The organism is Blautia sp. OF09-25XD, from assembly GCF_003482095.1.
In the GTDB taxonomy this organism is placed as follows: domain Bacteria; phylum Bacillota; class Clostridia; order Lachnospirales; family Lachnospiraceae; genus Fusicatenibacter; species Fusicatenibacter saccharivorans.
In genome coordinates, this window is record NZ_QUMG01000005.1 from 112,202 (window position 1) to 129,553 (window position 17,352).

Below are 17,352 nucleotides of genomic sequence, written 5' to 3' on the forward strand. Positions count from 1 at the left end.
GAAACAGCTTTTCCTTTCTGTAATATCGTGTAACGCTTGATTTGCTGTTATTCTATCATAAATCGTACCTGTTTTCTACCCGGCTTGGACATTTCTGCAAAATTGCTCAAACTGCTTTTGATTCTTTTTACATCATACCAATACCAAGAAAAAACAGTCCGCCAAGGATCAGCAGAATGGTCGGAATTACGATTTTTGCAATGGTCTTTTTTCTTCTCTCCTTCGGGAAAAATCCTTCGCTTTTTGTCTGCTGGTACATCAGAAGACGGCTTCCCATATAAAGACCGATCGGCATCAGCGCCGCTTCGATCAGATACATGCCGATGTACGTTTCCGTTGCGTATCCGCTGCCTGCTGCTGCGTTCCCCTGCGAGAACATATAGAGGAAGCTTGCCGCAATGCTCGCCACAATCGTCGATGCGTTATGGACGAAATGAAACAGCGAGCTGTAAAACATGTTGTCGGTCTTCATCCGAACATACGAGAGAACGATTCCCATCATCATCATCGGAAGAAAACGGACGATGCTCATGTGGAAAGCGCCAAAATAAACGCCCATCAGAAGCAGCATCACCCATTTCTTTTTGATTCCGCGCAGGCTGTACTGCAGAAGACCGCGGTGCAGTGCTTCTTCACAGATGGCCGGTGTCAGCGCAACGACAAGCAGCTCGCCGAAATAGGAAAGGCCCGCCATACTGCTGTCCATGGATTCCGAGAGGCTTGCGTATTCCTGCGGGAAAATCCATTCCATCAGAAGGAAAAGGGCAAGCACACCGCGGTACGTCACATACCACATCAGAATGGTTCCGAGGATTCCGGCTCCATCCGGCTTTTTTAATGGGAACACTTCTTTTAACGGAATATGAAGTGCCCGTACGACGAGAATGGATCCGATCAGGAATACAATGATCTCGTCCAGCGCATTTCCATACATCCCGCCTGCAAGAACCAGCGGGATTCCGGCGAGATTAAAAAGAACCATCAGAAAGGCAAACACCAGCAGGCCCTGCCATGGTTTCAGTATCTTTTCTTTTTCCGCCGGATGCGGCCGTTTTGCCGGCATCTGGTTTCGAAAGGGTTCGTAAAGATATGGGGTATCATTTTCATTGAGGTGAATCGGTTTCTTTTGTGGTTCCATATTCATTCCTCCTTTGTAAGGTCACCGTCATTTCATCTGTTCTGCCAGCGGCCGGCGGATTTTCTTTCTCGTCAGTTCCACGAGATGAAGCGCCGTCATATCCACAACTTTGGTCTGGACGGGATCTTCCCGCACAAGACCCTGCAGGAAGCCGAGAAGGCGCTCCTCCTGCTCTTTTTCCGGCATGTTGATAAAGTCAACCAGGATCAGACCGGAAATCCCGCGCAGGCGGATCTGGCGGGCGATTTCGCGGGCTGCCTCCTGGTTTACGCTGTACAGAAACGTATTTTTCCGTCCGCCGAGCTGCTTTCCGCTGTTCACATCGATCGCGGTCAGCGCTTCGGTCGGTTCGATCACGAGGAATCCGCCGGAAGGCAGATCCACACGTTTGTCGAGTGCCTGTTTTACGTGATTTTCGAGATTTTCTTTCTTTGTCAGTGTGGTAAGCTGATCCTCATACCAGGTCAGGCGGCAGTCGTGAAAATCATGGCGCTCCAGATATTCTCTGCAGATCTCATACGTTTCTCTGTCATCTGTCACAAGTTCTGAAACTGACGGTGCATACCGTTTGACGAGCTCCGGCACGGCATCTGACGCCCGATACAGGCAGGAGTACAGGCTCCGCATCGTTCCATACTGGACAATCCGCGCGAGTTTTTCGGACAGCTCGAGATATTCCTGCCGGATCTCTTCTTCCGAAGCATCAGCGGATGCGGTGCGGAAGATCACGCCAAACGGAAGGCTTCCGCCGGAAAGCTCTGGAAACATCCGGCTTCCCAGTTCTTTTAACCGTTTTTTCTGCTCCGGCAGAAGGCGTCCCGAGCATGAGATTTCCGGCTTTCCATAATAGAGCGCCAGGGCACTTCCCGAAAGAGAAAGTTCTGCTGTCGCCGACGGAAGCTTCGTTTTCTGCGCTTCCCGCTGGATCTGCACGACAATTTCATCTCCGACATGCAGTTCCGTTCCCGGTGCTTTTTTCAGAAGATACCCTTCTTTTACACGGGACAGATCAAGAAAACAGCTCTGCTGCTCCGCAAACGAGACAAATGCCCCGCGGATCCCGGGCGCCAGTTTTTCCACCCGGCCGACATAGATATTGCCAAGCAGCGTTTCCTTCTCCCTGCAGAGGGCCGTCAGTTCGACCGGTCTTTCTCCTTCCACCAGCGTGTGTACCAGGTAATCTTTTCCCTCCCACGGCAGATGGGCAATGACAACTCGTTTACTCAACTTCTTCTCCTAATGCTTCCAGCGGAACCAGCTTTCGCTCTTCTTCCGTTCCGATGTCTGCGTAAACTTCCTCGCGCAGAATCGTGTATGCAAACGGCGGCAGTTCAACCCCGCACCATTTGCAGAACGCTTCCATCACGAGCTCCGGTTTCAGGTTCGAAACACTTCCGGTGGAGAGCTGCATCCAGACACCGCTTTTCTTTGCTTTCATATCGTAAATCCATGGGCGGATATCGGTCAGCTTTTCGCTTCGTTTTGTCTTTCGCATGATCTCAATCTGCGGAAGTGCAAAAAACACCGGTACTTTCGTTTCCAGATCAATCTCCGGCATTTTTCCCTCGCGGAACTGCACGAGATAATCGGCTCCTGCTACGAGAGACATTGCCTTGCTTGCTTTTCCATCCGGCACATGGCGGGCGGAAAGCACTTCCATTCCCTCAACCATCGTCGCATTCAGACGTTTTACAATCTCGTCGGTTTTCATATCTTCCGCGAGCACCATATCGAAATATTCACCGGTGCTGCTGATGCCGACACCGAGCGGAGAAGCAAACGACAGCAGCATGTGCGGGCTGAAGCCCTCGGAATAAGCGATCGGAAGTTCCGCACGGCGGATTGCTTTCTGGAAGTAACGCATCACATCCAGATGACCCACAAATTTCATCACACCTGTTTTGGCAAACTTAATTCTGATTTTCATAGCAGACACCTCCTCCGAATGATTTTGCTCCGCAGCCGGAACACTGCATCTTACAGTTCGGGGTAACGGTTTCCTGCTGTGCCCGCTCCCATTCGCGGATCAGGAATTTTTTCGTCACGCCGATATCAAGGAAATCCCACGGAAGGATCTCATCGGTGCTGCGCTTACGGCAGGCATAGAACGAAACGTCAATGCCGGTCTCTGCAAACGCTTCTTCCCAGGCATCTTTCCGGAAATACTCGGACCAGGCATCGAAAATAGCACCTTTTCTGTACGCTTTTTCAATAACTTCGGCACATTTCCGGTCACCGCGTGCAAGGAATCCCTCCAGAAGGGAAATATCTGCCTCATGATAAATGTAACGGATGCTCTTCTGATTCAGCTGTGCGCGGACCTCTGCCTTTACAATCGCCGCTTTGTCAAGAAACTCCCTCTCCGTGTTCATCGGTGCCCACTGGAACGGAGTGAACGGCTTCGGAATAAAGAACGAGGAGCTTGCCGTAATCTGGCATTTTCCGTTTCTCTGGTCTTTCGGAATCTCATAGTAACGCTCTGCGATCTTTTCCGCCAGATGCGCAATTCCTTTGATATCATCCTCGGTCTCGGTCGGAAGGCCCAGCATGAAATACAGTTTTACTTTATTCCAGCCGCCCTCAAACGCTTTTCCGGCTCCGTCGAGAATGACTTCCTCGGTCAGACCTTTATTAATAACATTCCGCATCCGCTGGCTTCCCGCCTCCGGTGCGAAGGTCAGGCTGCTCTTTTTGATATCCTGTACCTTGCTCATGACATCGAGGGAAAATGCGTCGATTCGAAGAGACGGAAGGGAAATATTGACACCTTTTTCCGGGCAGCTGTCGATCAGATAGTTGACAAGCTCCGGAAGATGGCTGTAATCACTCGAGCTCAAAGAACTCAACGAAATCTCATCGTGGCCGGTATTGCGCAGCATATGGGTCGCAAGTTCTTTTAACTTCTCCACATCGCGCTCTCTTGTCGGACGGTACACCATACCCGCCTGGCAGAAACGGCAGCCGCGGATACAGCCGCGCTGGATCTCCAGAACGACACGGTCCTGTGTTGCCTTGATAAACGGCACGACCGGTTTCTCCGGATACGTTGCCTCGGTCATATCCATGACGAGCTGTTTTTTGATCTTTTCCGGCGCTTCCGGGATGGACGGCGTAAAGGCTGCAACGGTTCCGTCCTCGTGGTACGTTACTTCATAAAACTGCGGTACGTAAATGCCCGGGATCTGGCATGCCTTTTTCAGAAAATCCAGACGGGTTCCGCCGTTCTTTTTATTTTCCAGATACGTGTCGAAAAGCTGGTCGTACACAACCTCACCCTCTCCGATGTAAAACAGGTCGAAGAACGGAGCGATCGGCTCCGGGTTGTACGTACACGGGCCGCCGCCGATGACGATCGGGTCCTCGCCGGTACGCTCCACCGCATGCAGCGGGATTCCGGCAAGGTCGAGCGCCTGCAGAACGTTTGTATAACACATCTCATACTGCAGGGTGATGAACAGGAAATCCTCGTTTTTCACCGACTCCTGGGATTCCAGGCCGAACAGCGGAATGTTCTGTTCACGCATCACGCGGTCCAGATCCGGCCATGGGGAATAAACTCGCTCGCACCACATGTCCTCGCGTTTGTTGAACATATCGTACAGGATCTGGATGCCAAGGTGGGACATACCGATCTCATACACATCCGGGAACAGGAATGCGCCGCGCAGGGCTACTTTCTCTTTGTCTTTTACGACACTGTTGAATTCATTTCCAATGTATCGCGCAGGCTGCTCAATCTGGAGCAGCACTTCTTCTGGCAATGCTAATTTTCTCATGCAATTCTCTCACTTGTTCTTATTTTTATTTGTCCAGATACGCCGCAAGCAGTTCCAGCGTATTCTTCACGCCGTCCACATGGCTTCTCTCATATCCATGGGATGCGTACACACCGGCGCCGATCAGGGCATGGCGTGCGTCTGCGCCGCCGCGGAGCGTTGCCTCCACGTCAGAGCCGTAGTGCGGGTAAACATCCGCCGCATAGTCGATTCCGTTTGCTTTTGCTGCCGCAATCAGCTCACCGGTAAAATCGTAGCTGTAAGGGCCGCCGCTGTCTTTGACGCAGATGGATACCTGATGCTCTTTACACTCCAGTCCGTCGCCGACACAGCCCATATCAACAGAAAGGATATCCGTCACACCCTCCGGCACGGAAGCAGATCCGCCGTGGCCGACTTCTTCGTACACGGTGATGTGCTGATAAACCGGACGGGACGGTGTGATATTTTCTTCTTTTAAATACTTCGCATAGCCGAGCAGGATTGCAACGCTCAGTTTATCATCGAGAAAACGGCTCTTGATGTATCCCTTCTCGGTGATGCGGGTTCTCGTCTCAAAGCAGACGATATCACCGGTCTCGATGCCGAGCGCTTTTGTCTCCTCTTTGGAGAAGACCATCTCATCCAGAACGACCTCCATATTGTCGTAGGTGCGGTCCTGCTGGTCGTAGGAACCGTTGACATGGATCGACGGGTTGTTCATCTGGAAGCAGCCCTCGTACCGTTTTCCGTCTCTTGTGATGACAACGCAGTTTTCCGTCTCCGCATTGTTCGGATTCATACCGCCGAGCGCGGTGAGACGAAGACGGCCGTTTCCTTTCACTTCCGCTACCATGCCGCCGAGCGTATCGGTATGTGTCTCCACAAGGACACCGCCGTTTCCTTCACAGCCTTTGGCAAGCTGCACCAGAAGGCCGCCCTTTGTGGTGATCACCGGCGCATAGCCCATCGCTTCGTACTCTGCTTTCAGCCATGCAATGGCATCTTTCGTGTAGCCGGTCGGGCTGTCGATGGAGAGCAGTTTTTTCAGTTTCTCTGTTATAAAATCAACATAAACCTTTGTATTTTTCATGTTTCTTCCTCCATTTTTGTTTCTGTTTTTTCTTCTTTTTTCGAAACATTTTGAAACAGAAACTGCAGATTTTTTTCTTTCCGAAAAAAGATCCTGCCCTTCATCATACCACAGAAATAAATTGGATACAACCATCGGAAAACGGAAAAATGGAAATAAGGAAAATGTAACTGGACAAACTACCATATGCCATGCTATGTTTGAAGAGGGGGATACATTATTAGCTGTTATTCAAAAAAGTTTCTTCTATAATAAAATGAAGGTCGCCTCAAATTCAAATAAAGGAGCAAAAAAATGGACACAAAAGAACAGGCATCGCAGCCTGCATTACAAACGTTAAAAGAATATGCTGTCATTACCGCAGCTGTTCTGATCATGGACATTGGAATTTATGTTTTTAAATTCCCCAATAATTTTTCTTTCGGCGGTGTATCCGGTATGGCCGTTGTCATCTGCCGGTTTCTTCCGTTCACTGCCTCACAGATCAACCTTTTTATCAACCTGCTGCTTCTGCTGGTTGGTTTTGCTGTGCTGGGGCGGAACTTCGGCGTCAAGACAGCCTACGTGACCGTGCTTTCCTCGGTTCTTCTGAACATTTTTGAAAAGCTGTTTCCGATGGCACATCCGCTTACCGATGAGATCATGCTGGAGCTCTGCTTTGCCATTATTCTTCCGGCACTGGCGGCAGCACTGCTGTTTTTTGAGAATGCCTCCGGCGGCGGCACAGACATCATCGCCATGATTATTAAAAAATATTCTACAATGAATATTTCCACTGCCCTGCTGGTGACCGACCTCATCGTTGTCATCCTTGCTTTCCTGATTTTCGATACCTTAACCGGACTTTGTTCGGTTCTCGGTCTGATAGCGAAAACACTGCTGATTGACAAAACGATTGAGCGGATGAAGCTGAATAAATTTTTTACGATTATCTCCAACAATCCGCAGCCGATCTGCGATTTCATCACAAAGGATCTCAATCACAGCGCAACCCTTTACGACGCCGTCGGCGCTTACTCCGACCAGCAGCGGACAGTCATTCTCACGGTTGTGGATGTCAAGCAGGCCGTCTATCTTCAGCGGTTTATTCATGATACCGAGCCGACCGCGTTTATTGCGATCACAAAGAGCAGCGAAATTATCGGAAAAGGCTTCATGAGTTATATCTGATCGATTCAAACCATATTTTTCACGCAAAAAATCCGAAGGTTTTTGACGCCTTCGGATTTCTTTGTATGTGCTTATTCTGTTTATTTCTCTTCTGCTTCTTCGGTATCTTCTGCCGATGCTTCTACGTTGTGGGAAGCCATCAGACTTACGACAATGGATTCCGGATTGGTCTTTATGGTGATATCCGGGTCAGCGGCCAAGGACAGATCTTTGACGCGGATGACATCACCGATCTTCATCTCTCCGACATCGACCATTACCTGATCGACCAGGGATGCCGGGTATGCCATGTAGGCAACCTCGTTCAGATCCTCCTGCAGAACGCCTTCTGCGATCTTTTCATGGTTTACAAGGACAATCTCTGCAACGGAATGAACTTTCTCGTTGCTGACCAGTGCCTGGAACTCGATCGAATCGATCTGTCCGGCTACCGGGTTATAATCAACATTTTTGATCAGGACATCGTATGCGGTTCCGTCGACATCCAGCATAATCTGGCTGCCTTTGTGGTCTGTCTTCAGCAGTTTCTCGATATCTCTTTTTACCATCTTAACTGGAATGGATTCTTTCATCTCTCTGCCGAATACATTGCCGACAACGTATCCTTCTCTTCTAAGTCTTTTTGCTTTTACATCCAAACTTCTCTTTTCAGCTTTTAAAGTATTCATTTACCTTTTCCTCCAAAAATCTGATTCTTAGCAGGCTTCTTATCTTGTGAAGGGTGTTAAGTTTGCTTTGCCTTGTGGCTATGAATAAGTTTCTTGGAACAGGATGTTTGGGAACATGCAAGGAAGAATTGGTTTCTTGTTGATTCCTTTTCTTTGTTCTAGATGTAATATAATACCACAAACACGATTTGTCAACCCGGATTTTCCGATTTCACAGTTTCTTCACATTTTCAGCACGCTTCCTTATATTCCATCAGTTTCTGGCGTGCTGTGCGGTTCAGACTGCGCGGTACAGCAATCTCAATCGTCGCATAATGATCACCGTGCACGTTCGCATCTTTCATCGATACCATGCCCTTGCCGCGCAGACGGAGCTTACTGCCGGACTGTGTTCCTTCCTTGATTTTGCAGACCACATCTCCGTACAGTGTCGAGACACGCGCTTCACCGCCAAAGACTGCCGTTGTGTATGGAATCTGAATCGTCGTGTAGATGTCCATTCCGCGCCGTTCAAAGCCTTTCTTTTCTTCTACATTGACCTTCAAAATCAGATCGCCGCGGCGGCCGTTTGATCCTGTATGGCCTTTGCCGCGCAGACGGATGCTCTTTCCGCTCTCGATACCGGCCGGGATTTTAACCAGCAGCGTATTGGTCGTTCCATCCGGGTTCCGCAGGGTAATCTGTTTTTCACAGCCCGATGCCGCTTCCTCCAGGCGGATCGAAACCTCAGCGTGCAGATCGAGATCCTCTGCCGTACCGCGGCCGGAAAATGCATCCTCAAACGGATGTCTGCTACTTCCCGAACGCGTATACCGCTCGCTTCCGAATCCACGGCTTTTGCCATGAAACATCTGATCAAAGAAATCGCCGAACATATCGTCCGCGTTTCCTTCAAAGTGAAATTCGTGATAGCCGCCGTTGTTTCCGCTTCCGCCGAACGGGTTTCCATACGCACTGCCGTACGGATTTCCACCGCCCTGCTGGCCGTACGCGCCGGCTCCCTGGTCGAACGCCGCGAATCCGAACTGATCGTACATTTTCTTCTTTTCCGGATCGCTTAAGACAGAATACGCTTCTGTCACTTCCTTAAATTTCTTTTCCGCATCCGGGTTTCCCGCATTCGTATCGGGATGATATTTTTTCGCCAGTTTCCGGTATGCACGCTTGATTTCTTTCTCGTCTGCATTCCGGCTGACGCCTAATACTTCATAATAATCTCTCTTTGTTTCCATCATCAGGCACCTCCAGTCAAGCCTTTTCCTGATTTCCCAGGTGAACAATTCCTGGCTCTCTTTATCTGTTCTATTTGTACTATAACACGCATTTTTTACACTGTCAATTCTTTTCACGGAAGATTCAAAATTCCTATACGAATTGAAAAACCTGCCGTGCACTGTTACAATAAGAGATATACGATTCTCACGATTTTTTATGGAGGTACTTGATTGATGCATTCCATTTTCTGGTTCCGCACCCGGCAGTGGGTGTTGAGCCGCGTTCTTCATCTGACAGAGCATAAGAAACAGACACTCCTTGCAGCACCGGATGCCGTTCTGCTGCTCCCCACGTTATTCCGGAAACGCCGGATCTCCCGGATTCTCCTGGTGACTACCCCCGGCTTTGTCCGCCGCGGAACACTGACGTCTCTGCTGGACGGCTGTAAAAAAGAAAACATTTCCGTCACCATTTTCTCCGAAATCGCCCCGGATCCGCAGATTGAGAGCGTGGAACAGGGTTTCCGTCTTTATCAGCAGATTCAGGCGCAGGCTATCCTCGCCATCGGCGGCGGATCCGTTCTCGATGCAGCAAAGCTGATCGGTGCCCGCGTCTGCTGTCCGAAAAAGACGGTTCCTGCGATGCGGGGCCTCCTGAAAGTCCGTCGGAAACTTCCGCCGCTGTTTGCCGTGCCGACGACAGCCGGAACCGGTTCGGAGGCAACGGCGGCAGCTGTCATCACAGACTGTATCGACGGGAAACCATACAAATACGCCGTCAATGACCTCTGTCTGATCCCGGATACGGCAGTTCTCGATCCGCGTCTTACGATCAGCCTCCCGTCCTCTATGACCGCAGATACCGGTATGGATGCCCTGACCCATGCCATGGAAGCTTTTCTGAACCTCTTCGCCTCCCACAGCGTGCAGAATGCATCCATCGAGGCAGTCTGCGAAAATTTCCATGCCCTGCCCGAAGCCTGGCGTGACGGCTCCCGTCTTGCCGCACGGCAGGAAATGCTTCATGCATCGTATCTGGCCGGTTTCGCTTTTACCAACAACTTTGTCGGCTACGTCCATGCCATCGCTCACGCCGTCGGTGCACTGTACCACATTCCGCACGGAAGAGCCAACGCGGTTCTGCTGCCTGCTGTTCTGCGCGAATACGGTTCCTGCATTGCGCCTAAACTTGCCGTTCTCGCCGATGCGCTTTCTCTCGGCGGAGATACCGTTTCTGAAAAGGCTGAGCGGATGATTGCAGCTATCGAGGCTATGCGCGATTCGTTTGACATTCCATCCACTCTGCCACACCTTTCGCCGAATGATTACACAGAAATAGCACGCCGTGCTTTAAAAGAAGCAAATCCCACCTACCCTGTTCCGCAGATCTGGGATTCTGAAAAAATCTTTTCTGTGCTCCGCCGTGTACAATCCTAAAGCCGCTGTTTTCTCGAATTTAAATTTGACAGAACGCAAAAAACATGGTAATTTATTAGAGATATCGCATAGAGGAGTGAATAAAATGAATAAAAGAACCATGAAAAAAATGGCCAAAGCGAAACAGCAGGCTGCAGAAGCTGCAAAAACAGCGGAAACCGTTGTAAAGACAGCGGCACCGGCAAAAGAAGTAAAACCAACGACTGAAAAAACCTTACATACAGAAGCAGCAGAAGGAAAAGCAGAAGCTGCAAAAGAGCCGAAAAAAGCAACCAAAAAAGAAACCGTTAAAAAAACAGTAAAAAAGGAGACCACGGAAACCATGGCAGAAGCAACCAAAACCCCACGTAAAATGACAAAAGTATCTGATACCGTTCTTGAGATCTTCGAGACAAAAGTATCTATGAAAGACCTCGAAGCAGTCATCAAAAAAGAAGTAAAAGCAAACGGATTAAAAGGCGAGATCAAAATCTACCTGAACGCAGAGCAGAGAGCCGCTTACTACACCGTAGACGGACAGGGATCTGACGATTTCAAAGTAGATCTGACCACTCTTGCTGAATAATTTTTCTGTCAGCTGATCTATCAGAACAGACCAAAAGCGGCATGTCCGAAACAAAGTCTTCCGGATTTTGTTTCGGACATGTTTTTTGCTGTCTGTTCCCAAACCCAAAAAAACGACAAGGTATTTTTCTATGAAAACTGTAAACCATCTCGGAACCGATCCGATCGGAAAACTGGTTCCCCGTATTGCTTTTCCGAGCATGCTGGCACAGTTCGTGAGTGTTCTGTACAGCATTGTAGACCGTATGTACATCGGCCACATTGCCTCTGTCGGTGATCTGGCGCTCGCGGGTGTCGGCGTCTGCGGTCCCATTCTCACCATGATCGGCGCGTTCTCCTCCCTCATCGGGGTCGGCGGCGCACCGCTGCTCGGCATCCGGCTCGGAGAGAAAAATGAAAAAGAGGCATCCCGCATCCTGGCTAATGCGTTTCTGATGCTTGTTTCCCTGTCTCTCGTTCTGACAGCCGCGGCGCTTTTTTTAACCCGCCCGATGCTGATGGCATTCGGAGCCAGCACCGTTACGTATCCTTACGCCAGAGCCTATTTTATGATCTACGTTTCCGGCTCTGTGTTTGCGCTTTTATCGACCTGCCTGAACCAGTTTGTGATCTGCCAGGGCTTTGCCAGTGAGGGAATGAAATCTGTTCTGCTAGGCGCCGTCCTGAATCTGCTGCTGGACCCTGTGTTTATCTTCGTTCTGCATCTCGGCGTGCGTGGCGCAGCAATTGCAACCGTGCTCTCCCAGATCGCAAGCTGTCTGTATGTGCTGCATATTCTGTTCGGAAAGACGATTCCGATCCGCATCACCTTCGGCGGGTATTCATTTGCGATCATGAAACGCATTCTGACAGTCGGTTTTACTCCGTTTCTAATCATTGCCATCGACAATGTGATGATCATTGCGATGAACGCCGTCCTGCAGCGGTATGCACCCGCCGGACAAGGAGACAGCTTCATCACCTGTGCAACGATCGTTCAGAGCTTTATGCTGATTATTACGATACCGCTCGGCGGAATCAGCGGCGGAACGCAGTCAATCCTCGCATACAATTATGGAGCTGGAAATTCCGGGCGTATTCTTGAGGCACAGAAAACCATCATCGCACTCTGTGCCGGATTTACGACCTTGATGTTCCTCGTCTCCAATGCCGCCGGAACGCTGTTTGCGCAGCTTTTTACTTCCGATCCGCAGATCGTCTCGATGGTGGTCCGCGCGATCCATATTTCGACACTCTCAGTCATTCCGCTCGGCATTCAGTACGAGATTGTAGACGGCTTTACTGCAATGGGCTGCGTGCGCTATTCGTTTGCACTCTCCTTCTTCCGGAAATTCGTCTACTTTACCGCTCTGTTTCTTCTGCCGCGGTTCTTTGCACTGGAAAACATCTTCTACGTGGAACCTATTTCCGACCTGATCGGGCCGGTTGTCTCAATGATTGTTTACTGGACTTCGATTCAGAAGATTCTGAAACAGCGGGAAGAGGCGGTACGGCTGATGCACACAAAAAAAGCATAAAAAATCTCATATCAAAAAAGCTGTTCTTTTCCGCGGAGTTTTCAAAACTCTCACCAGAAAAGAACAGCTTTTTCTGCTTCTGTTAAAATGTCTTCGGCATCGGAACGGTTTCCTGTACTTTCAGACCGTATTTTGCTGCCAGCTGCAGTGCCTTCTGTTCCGTCTCCGGATTCCAGACGGCTTTCGGCGTATGGGCATCACAGCCGAAAACGGCGGTGTTTCCTTCTTCGCCGGCGATCTTCCAGAACTTCTCGTTCGGATACCATCTTTCTTCCATCAGACCAAGGAAATTGATCTCCAGCGGAATGTTTCTCTTTTTCACCTCACGGCAGAGTCTCCGGTATTCCCGGTCGAACACTGCTTCGTCGCCGTTGAATAAAAAGAGATCCGGGTGTGCCAGATACAGGTATTTTCCGGTATCGATGCCTGCCAGGCACTGGTCCACATACTGTTTCAGGTAGCTTCCGTCTGTTGTTCCATGGCCGCTGTAGAGAATCTTTTCGATCTCATTTCCCAGGCTGTGCTGGCCAAGCACAAAGTACTCAAACGGATAGTCCGACAAAAAATCAATCAGCTGATCCCAGAATCTCGGGAAATACTCTGTTTCGAGTCCGAGATGGATTTCAATATCCTTGTCATACTCTTTTTTCAATGCCAGCACGGTGTCTACATAGCCTTCCACCTGATCGAGCCGCATCCGCATGCCGGAATCGTAGCCGTCCGGGAACGGATAAGGCGAATGGTCGGAAAAACCGAGAATTTTAAGGCCGCCCTCAATCGCGCGCTCCACATACTCCCGCTCCGTTCCGTCCGCATGGCGGCACCGCCATGTATGGGTATGATAATTTGCAATCATGATCTGTAACCTTCTTTATTTTGTATCTTATTCTGCTGCTTCTTTGGAGATATCCGTTCCAAAATATTTTTCCGAAAGCTCTGTCAGTGTTCCTTCTTCTGCGAGCTCGCCAAGTGCTTTGTTGACTGCCTCAAGCAGCGTCTTGGTCTCATCGCCTTTTTTCATCGGAATACCGACTTTTGTGGATTCCGGATCGAGACATGCAATTTTGATCTCTGCATCCGGGTGTGCTTTCATATAATCGTAATACGTTACCTCTGCGTTCAGAGTTGCATCGATACGGCCGCTTAAGAGAAGCTCGAAAGTCTGCTCCAGATCGTCAACACCGGTAACGGCTGCGCCATATTTCTCGGCAACTTCTGCATACGTACTGGAAATGGTGTTCGCGGTGCTCTTTCCGTCGAGATCCTCCATGGACTGGATTTCATCGTTAGCAGAGTTTACGATAACAGCGGTGCGGTTGTATGCGTATGGATCGGAAAAGCTGTATTTCTCAGCGCGCTCCTCTGTGATATCTACGCCGTTTACCATGATATCGTACCGGCCGGAATCGATTCCTGCAAGAAGGCCGTCCCACTCACCCTCTACAAAGGTTGCTTTCACGCCGAGTTTCTCTGCGATCTGCTGTGCCACTTCTACGTCATAGCCGACCAGGTTGTCGTCCTCATCGTGATACGTCCACGGTGCCCAGGTTCCTTCCATTGCCACAACGATCTCACCCTTGCTCTGGATCTGCTCTAAAAGATCCCCAGACGCACTTGCAGAAGATGCTGATGAAGAGGAAGAAGCACTGCTGTTATCTGCCGTGCTGTTTCCGCATCCGGTCAGTAAAAAGGATGATGTCAGGATACCTGCCAGAAATACTGCTGCCATTTTCTTTTTCATAATATTCGCCACTCCTTTTTTGTTTTGTTCTGGAAGAAGCTGCCTTTGCTTCTTCTGTTTTCTTTATTGCAAACTGTCCGGATTCCGTGCTCCGGGCAGGATTTGCCGCTTTGCGGGATACCTTACTCGTAATGCTGTTCAATATTCTGCAAAAATGTTCTCGTCCGCTCTTCCCGCGGATTTGCGAAAAATTCCTTCGACGGACCTTCCTCAACGACAACGCCGTTTTCCATAAAGACAACTTTGTTCGAAACGTTTCTTGCAAAGCCCATCTCATGCGTGACAACGAGCATTGTCATTCCCTCTTTGGCAAGCTGGCGCATAACACCAAGCACCTCGCCGGTCAGCTCCGGGTCGAGTGCTGAGGTCGGCTCATCAAAATAGATAATTTCCGGATCGGTTGCCAGTGCACGGGCGATTGCCACCCTCTGCTGCTGTCCGCCGGAAAGCTGATGCGGATAGTAGTCCGCACGGTCCAGCATGCCTACTTTTTCAAGCGCTGCACGCGCTTTTTCCTCCGCCCTGGTTTTTGGCATTTTTCTGCCGATGATCAGGCCTTCGGTTACGTTATGAAGGGCTGTTTTGTTCAGGAACAGGTTATAGTTCTGAAATACAAATGCGGTTTTCTGACGGATCGCCGCGATATCTTTTTTGCTGATGTTGTGGAACGGATATTCTTTCCCGTCAAAGATCAGGCTGCCGCCGTCCGCATGCTCCAGAAAGTTGACACAGCGCAGCATCGTCGTTTTTCCCGAACCACTCGGACCGAGGATTGCAACAACATCGCCCTGTTTTACTTTTAAATCTACACCTTTTAATACTTCCAGGCTGCCGAACGCTTTCTTTAATCCTTTAATTTCCAGCATGGCTTATTCCCCTTTTTTCTGATATGTACTCAGTTTCTTCTCTCCGATTCCCTGCAGCTTCGTGAGCACAGTGGAGAACAGCAGGTAGATCAGTCCTACTTCAATATACAGTGCCAGCGGCTCATGGGTGCGCGCTACAATCCGCTGCGTTACCATAAACATCTCCGTTACGGTGATATTTGCGGCAAGGGAAGTATCCTTTACCATGGCGATCAGAGAGTTGGAAAGCGGCGGGAAAGCGGTGCGCATCGCCTGCGGAAGGATAATTCTCCGCATGATCTGCAGATACGACATGCCGACACAGTAGCCGGCTTCGAGCTGGCCTGCCGGAACGGCTTCCAGGGCCGCACGCATCGTCTCGGCACTGTAGGCGCCCTCATTCAGGGAAAAGACGAGAACTGCCGCCGGAAACGGATCGATCAGAATACCGGCGCGCGGAAGTCCGTAAAACACAACGAAAAGCTGGACCAGAAGCGGGGTTCCGCGGAAAATCCAGATATAGAAACGTGCAATCTGACGAAGGCCTTTGATGTTTGCAAACTGTACCATAGCCATTGCCGTCGCAATTACAAGTGCAATGGAAAACGAGATTACAGTAAGCGGAATCGTCACCTTAAGGCCCGGCAGAAAGATTTTCCAGAAAGAATCCAGAAGAATATTCCATAATCTTTCGCTCATTTCGATATATCCCCCTTATTTTTACATTTTCCTAGATAGGATAACACTTCAAGTCCGCTTCAAGTCAAGTGTTTTTTCATATACCCCTCCCCCGCATGCAAGAATCCCCGGGAAACACGTTTTTCAACGGCCCCGGGGACACTTATTTATGGTTGGTTTTAAGAGGAAGGATCTTGTCTTTTTTTATGGTATTATGTTATTTACTGCTTAGTCCTGTGTCACATTAAATGCTCTTGCACCAGGGTATACAGCGGCCGTTCCAAGTTCTTCTTCGATTCGGAGAAGCTGGTTGTATTTTGCAACACGCTCGGTACGGCTCGGTGCACCGGTCTTGATCTGGCAGGTGTTCAGGGCAACAGCCAGGTCTGCGATGGTGGTATCCTCGGTCTCACCGGAACGGTGGGAGGAAATTGCGGTGTAGCCTGCTTTGTGAGCCATTTTGATTGCCTCAAGGGTCTCAGATACAGAACCGATCTGGTTCAGTTTGATCAGGATGGAATTTCCGCAGCCAAGGGAGATACCTTTTGCCAGACGCTCAGTATTGGTTACAAACAGGTCGTCACCGACAAGCTGTACTTTTCCGCCAAGCTCTGCGGTCAGCTCTTTCCAGCCTTCCCAGTCTTCTTCATCCAGAGCATCCTCGATGGAGATGATCGGATATTTCTCTACCAGTGCTTTCCAGTGAGCGATCAGCTCTTTGGAAGTAAATACAGTGCCGGCTTTCGGCAGTTTGTATTCACCCTTGGTCCTGTCTTCCACTCGGAGGAAGCAGCATCCATCGCGATCTTGAAGTCTCTGCCTGGCTCGTAGCCTGCTTTTTTCACTGCCTCAAGAATGGTCTCGATGGCTTCTTCATCGGATTTCAGAGCCGGTGCAAAACCGCCTTCATCTCCAACCGATGTTGCCAGTCCGCGCTCTTTTAAGATGGCAGCCAGTGCATGGAAGACCTCAGCGCACCATCTTAAGCACTCTTTGAAAGAAGATGCTCCAACCGGCATGATCATGAACTCCTGTACATCCAGGCCGGAAGAAAGTGCGTGGCATCCGCCGTTGATGATGTTCATCATCGGAACCGGCAGACGATTTCCGGAAACGCCGCCGAAGAAGCGGTACAGCGGAATCTCAAGTGCGTTTGCTGCTGCTCTTGCGCAGGCAATGGATACAGCCAGAATGGCGTTTGCACCCAGGCGGGATTTATCTTTTGTTCCGTCTGCATCGATCATGGCTTTGTCTACAGCGTAGGTATCGGATGCATCCATACCTTTTAAGGTATCGTTGATGACGGTGTTGATGTTTTCTACTGCTTTCTGCACACCTTTTCCAAGGTATCTTGCTTTATCTCCATCTCGTAATTCCAGTGCCTCAAACTCACCGGTAGATGCGCCGCTTGGTGCCATGCCGCGCCCTACAACGCCCCCTGCAAGAACAACCTCAGCTTCTACGGTTGGGTTTCCTCTGGAATCCAGAATTTCTCTTCCTTTTACTTCCTCAATTTTCAGGCTCTTCACTTT

The 17,352-nt window shown here is 49.8% G+C and carries 15 protein-coding genes and 1 pseudogene; 4 read left to right on the forward strand and 12 right to left on the reverse strand.

Annotation, left to right across the window (positions count from 1 at the left end):
- Nucleotides 1-127: 127 nt before the first annotated feature.
- The 5 genes from DXA93_RS06070 to DXA93_RS06090 are packed head-to-tail and all read right to left on the reverse strand — an operon-like array spanning nucleotide 128 to nucleotide 5,986.
- Complete coding sequence (locus DXA93_RS06070; RefSeq protein ID WP_055267901.1) at nucleotides 128-1,138, reverse strand: type II CAAX endopeptidase family protein; 1,011 nt, start codon at nucleotides 1,136-1,138, stop codon at nucleotides 128-130.
- 27 nt (nucleotides 1,139-1,165) lie between these two features.
- A complete protein-coding gene (locus DXA93_RS06075) occupies nucleotides 1,166-2,365 on the reverse strand; it encodes a ribonuclease E/G (protein WP_118594426.1) in 1,200 nt (399 codons plus the stop codon).
- Nucleotides 2,358-3,065: a TIGR03936 family radical SAM-associated protein gene (locus DXA93_RS06080; protein ID WP_117508951.1), complete on the reverse strand. Its 708-nt coding sequence runs from the start codon at nucleotides 3,063-3,065 to the stop codon at nucleotides 2,358-2,360. Before DXA93_RS06080 ends, DXA93_RS06075 begins: the two co-directional genes overlap by 8 nt.
- Nucleotides 3,049-4,914 (reverse strand): TIGR03960 family B12-binding radical SAM protein, encoded by a 1,866-nt coding sequence (locus DXA93_RS06085; protein WP_118594425.1) that lies wholly within the window; start codon nucleotides 4,912-4,914, stop codon nucleotides 3,049-3,051. Before DXA93_RS06085 ends, DXA93_RS06080 begins: the two co-directional genes overlap by 17 nt.
- A 25-nt stretch (nucleotides 4,915-4,939) precedes the next feature.
- On the reverse strand, nucleotides 4,940-5,986 hold the full coding sequence (locus DXA93_RS06090) for a M42 family metallopeptidase (protein WP_117509152.1): 1,047 nt from the start codon (nucleotides 5,984-5,986) through the stop codon (nucleotides 4,940-4,942).
- Between the two features lie 294 nt (nucleotides 5,987-6,280).
- On the opposite strand from DXA93_RS06090, the gene DXA93_RS06095 reads away from it, so the two are divergent.
- Entirely contained in the window at nucleotides 6,281-7,156 is an 876-nt protein-coding gene (locus DXA93_RS06095; RefSeq protein WP_055267889.1) for a YitT family protein, read from the forward strand.
- Nucleotides 7,157-7,236: 80 nt separating this feature from the next.
- On the opposite strand, the gene DXA93_RS06100 is transcribed toward DXA93_RS06095, so the two are convergent.
- Entirely contained in the window at nucleotides 7,237-7,824 is a 588-nt protein-coding gene (locus DXA93_RS06100; protein ID WP_118600932.1) for a 50S ribosomal protein L25, read from the reverse strand.
- Nucleotides 7,825-8,054: 230 nt separating this feature from the next.
- Entirely contained in the window at nucleotides 8,055-9,056 is a 1,002-nt protein-coding gene (locus tag DXA93_RS06105; protein ID WP_117804994.1) for a DnaJ C-terminal domain-containing protein, read from the reverse strand.
- 216 nt (nucleotides 9,057-9,272) lie between these two features.
- Here DXA93_RS06105 and DXA93_RS06110 point away from each other — a divergent pair, with 216 nt between their 5' ends.
- From DXA93_RS06110 to DXA93_RS06120, 3 genes are all read left to right on the forward strand, one after another.
- Nucleotides 9,273-10,475, forward strand: a complete 1,203-nt coding sequence (locus DXA93_RS06110) for an iron-containing alcohol dehydrogenase (RefSeq protein WP_055267885.1) — start codon at nucleotides 9,273-9,275, stop codon at nucleotides 10,473-10,475.
- Nucleotides 10,476-10,560: 85 nt separating this feature from the next.
- Nucleotides 10,561-11,040 carry a DUF6465 family protein gene (locus DXA93_RS06115; protein ID WP_055267883.1) on the forward strand — a complete coding sequence of 160 codons (480 nt, stop codon included), beginning with the start codon at nucleotides 10,561-10,563 and terminating at the stop codon, nucleotides 11,038-11,040.
- A 130-nt stretch (nucleotides 11,041-11,170) separates the two neighbouring features.
- On the forward strand, nucleotides 11,171-12,556 hold the full coding sequence (locus tag DXA93_RS06120; protein ID WP_119207889.1) for an MATE family efflux transporter: 1,386 nt from the start codon (nucleotides 11,171-11,173) through the stop codon (nucleotides 12,554-12,556).
- Between the two features lie 82 nt (nucleotides 12,557-12,638).
- Here the strand turns inward: DXA93_RS06120 and DXA93_RS06125 are convergent, their stop codons facing one another.
- The 5 genes and pseudogenes from DXA93_RS06125 to eno form a co-directional block, all read right to left on the reverse strand.
- Nucleotides 12,639-13,412 carry a histidinol-phosphatase gene (locus DXA93_RS06125; RefSeq protein WP_055217914.1) on the reverse strand — a complete coding sequence of 258 codons (774 nt, stop codon included), beginning with the start codon at nucleotides 13,410-13,412 and terminating at the stop codon, nucleotides 12,639-12,641.
- A gap of 27 nt (nucleotides 13,413-13,439) precedes the next feature.
- A complete protein-coding gene (locus tag DXA93_RS06130) occupies nucleotides 13,440-14,297 on the reverse strand; it encodes a transporter substrate-binding domain-containing protein (RefSeq protein ID WP_055217916.1) in 858 nt (285 codons plus the stop codon).
- A 122-nt stretch (nucleotides 14,298-14,419) separates the two neighbouring features.
- Nucleotides 14,420-15,163 carry an amino acid ABC transporter ATP-binding protein gene (locus DXA93_RS17945; RefSeq protein WP_055267879.1) on the reverse strand — a complete coding sequence of 248 codons (744 nt, stop codon included), beginning with the start codon at nucleotides 15,161-15,163 and terminating at the stop codon, nucleotides 14,420-14,422.
- A 3-nt stretch (nucleotides 15,164-15,166) separates the two neighbouring features.
- A complete protein-coding gene (locus DXA93_RS17950; RefSeq protein ID WP_022462789.1) occupies nucleotides 15,167-15,841 on the reverse strand; it encodes an amino acid ABC transporter permease in 675 nt (224 codons plus the stop codon).
- A 207-nt stretch (nucleotides 15,842-16,048) separates the two neighbouring features.
- Nucleotides 16,049-17,349 (reverse strand): annotated as a pseudogene (eno, locus tag DXA93_RS06145) (phosphopyruvate hydratase).
- Nucleotides 17,350-17,352: the final 3 nt, after the last annotated feature.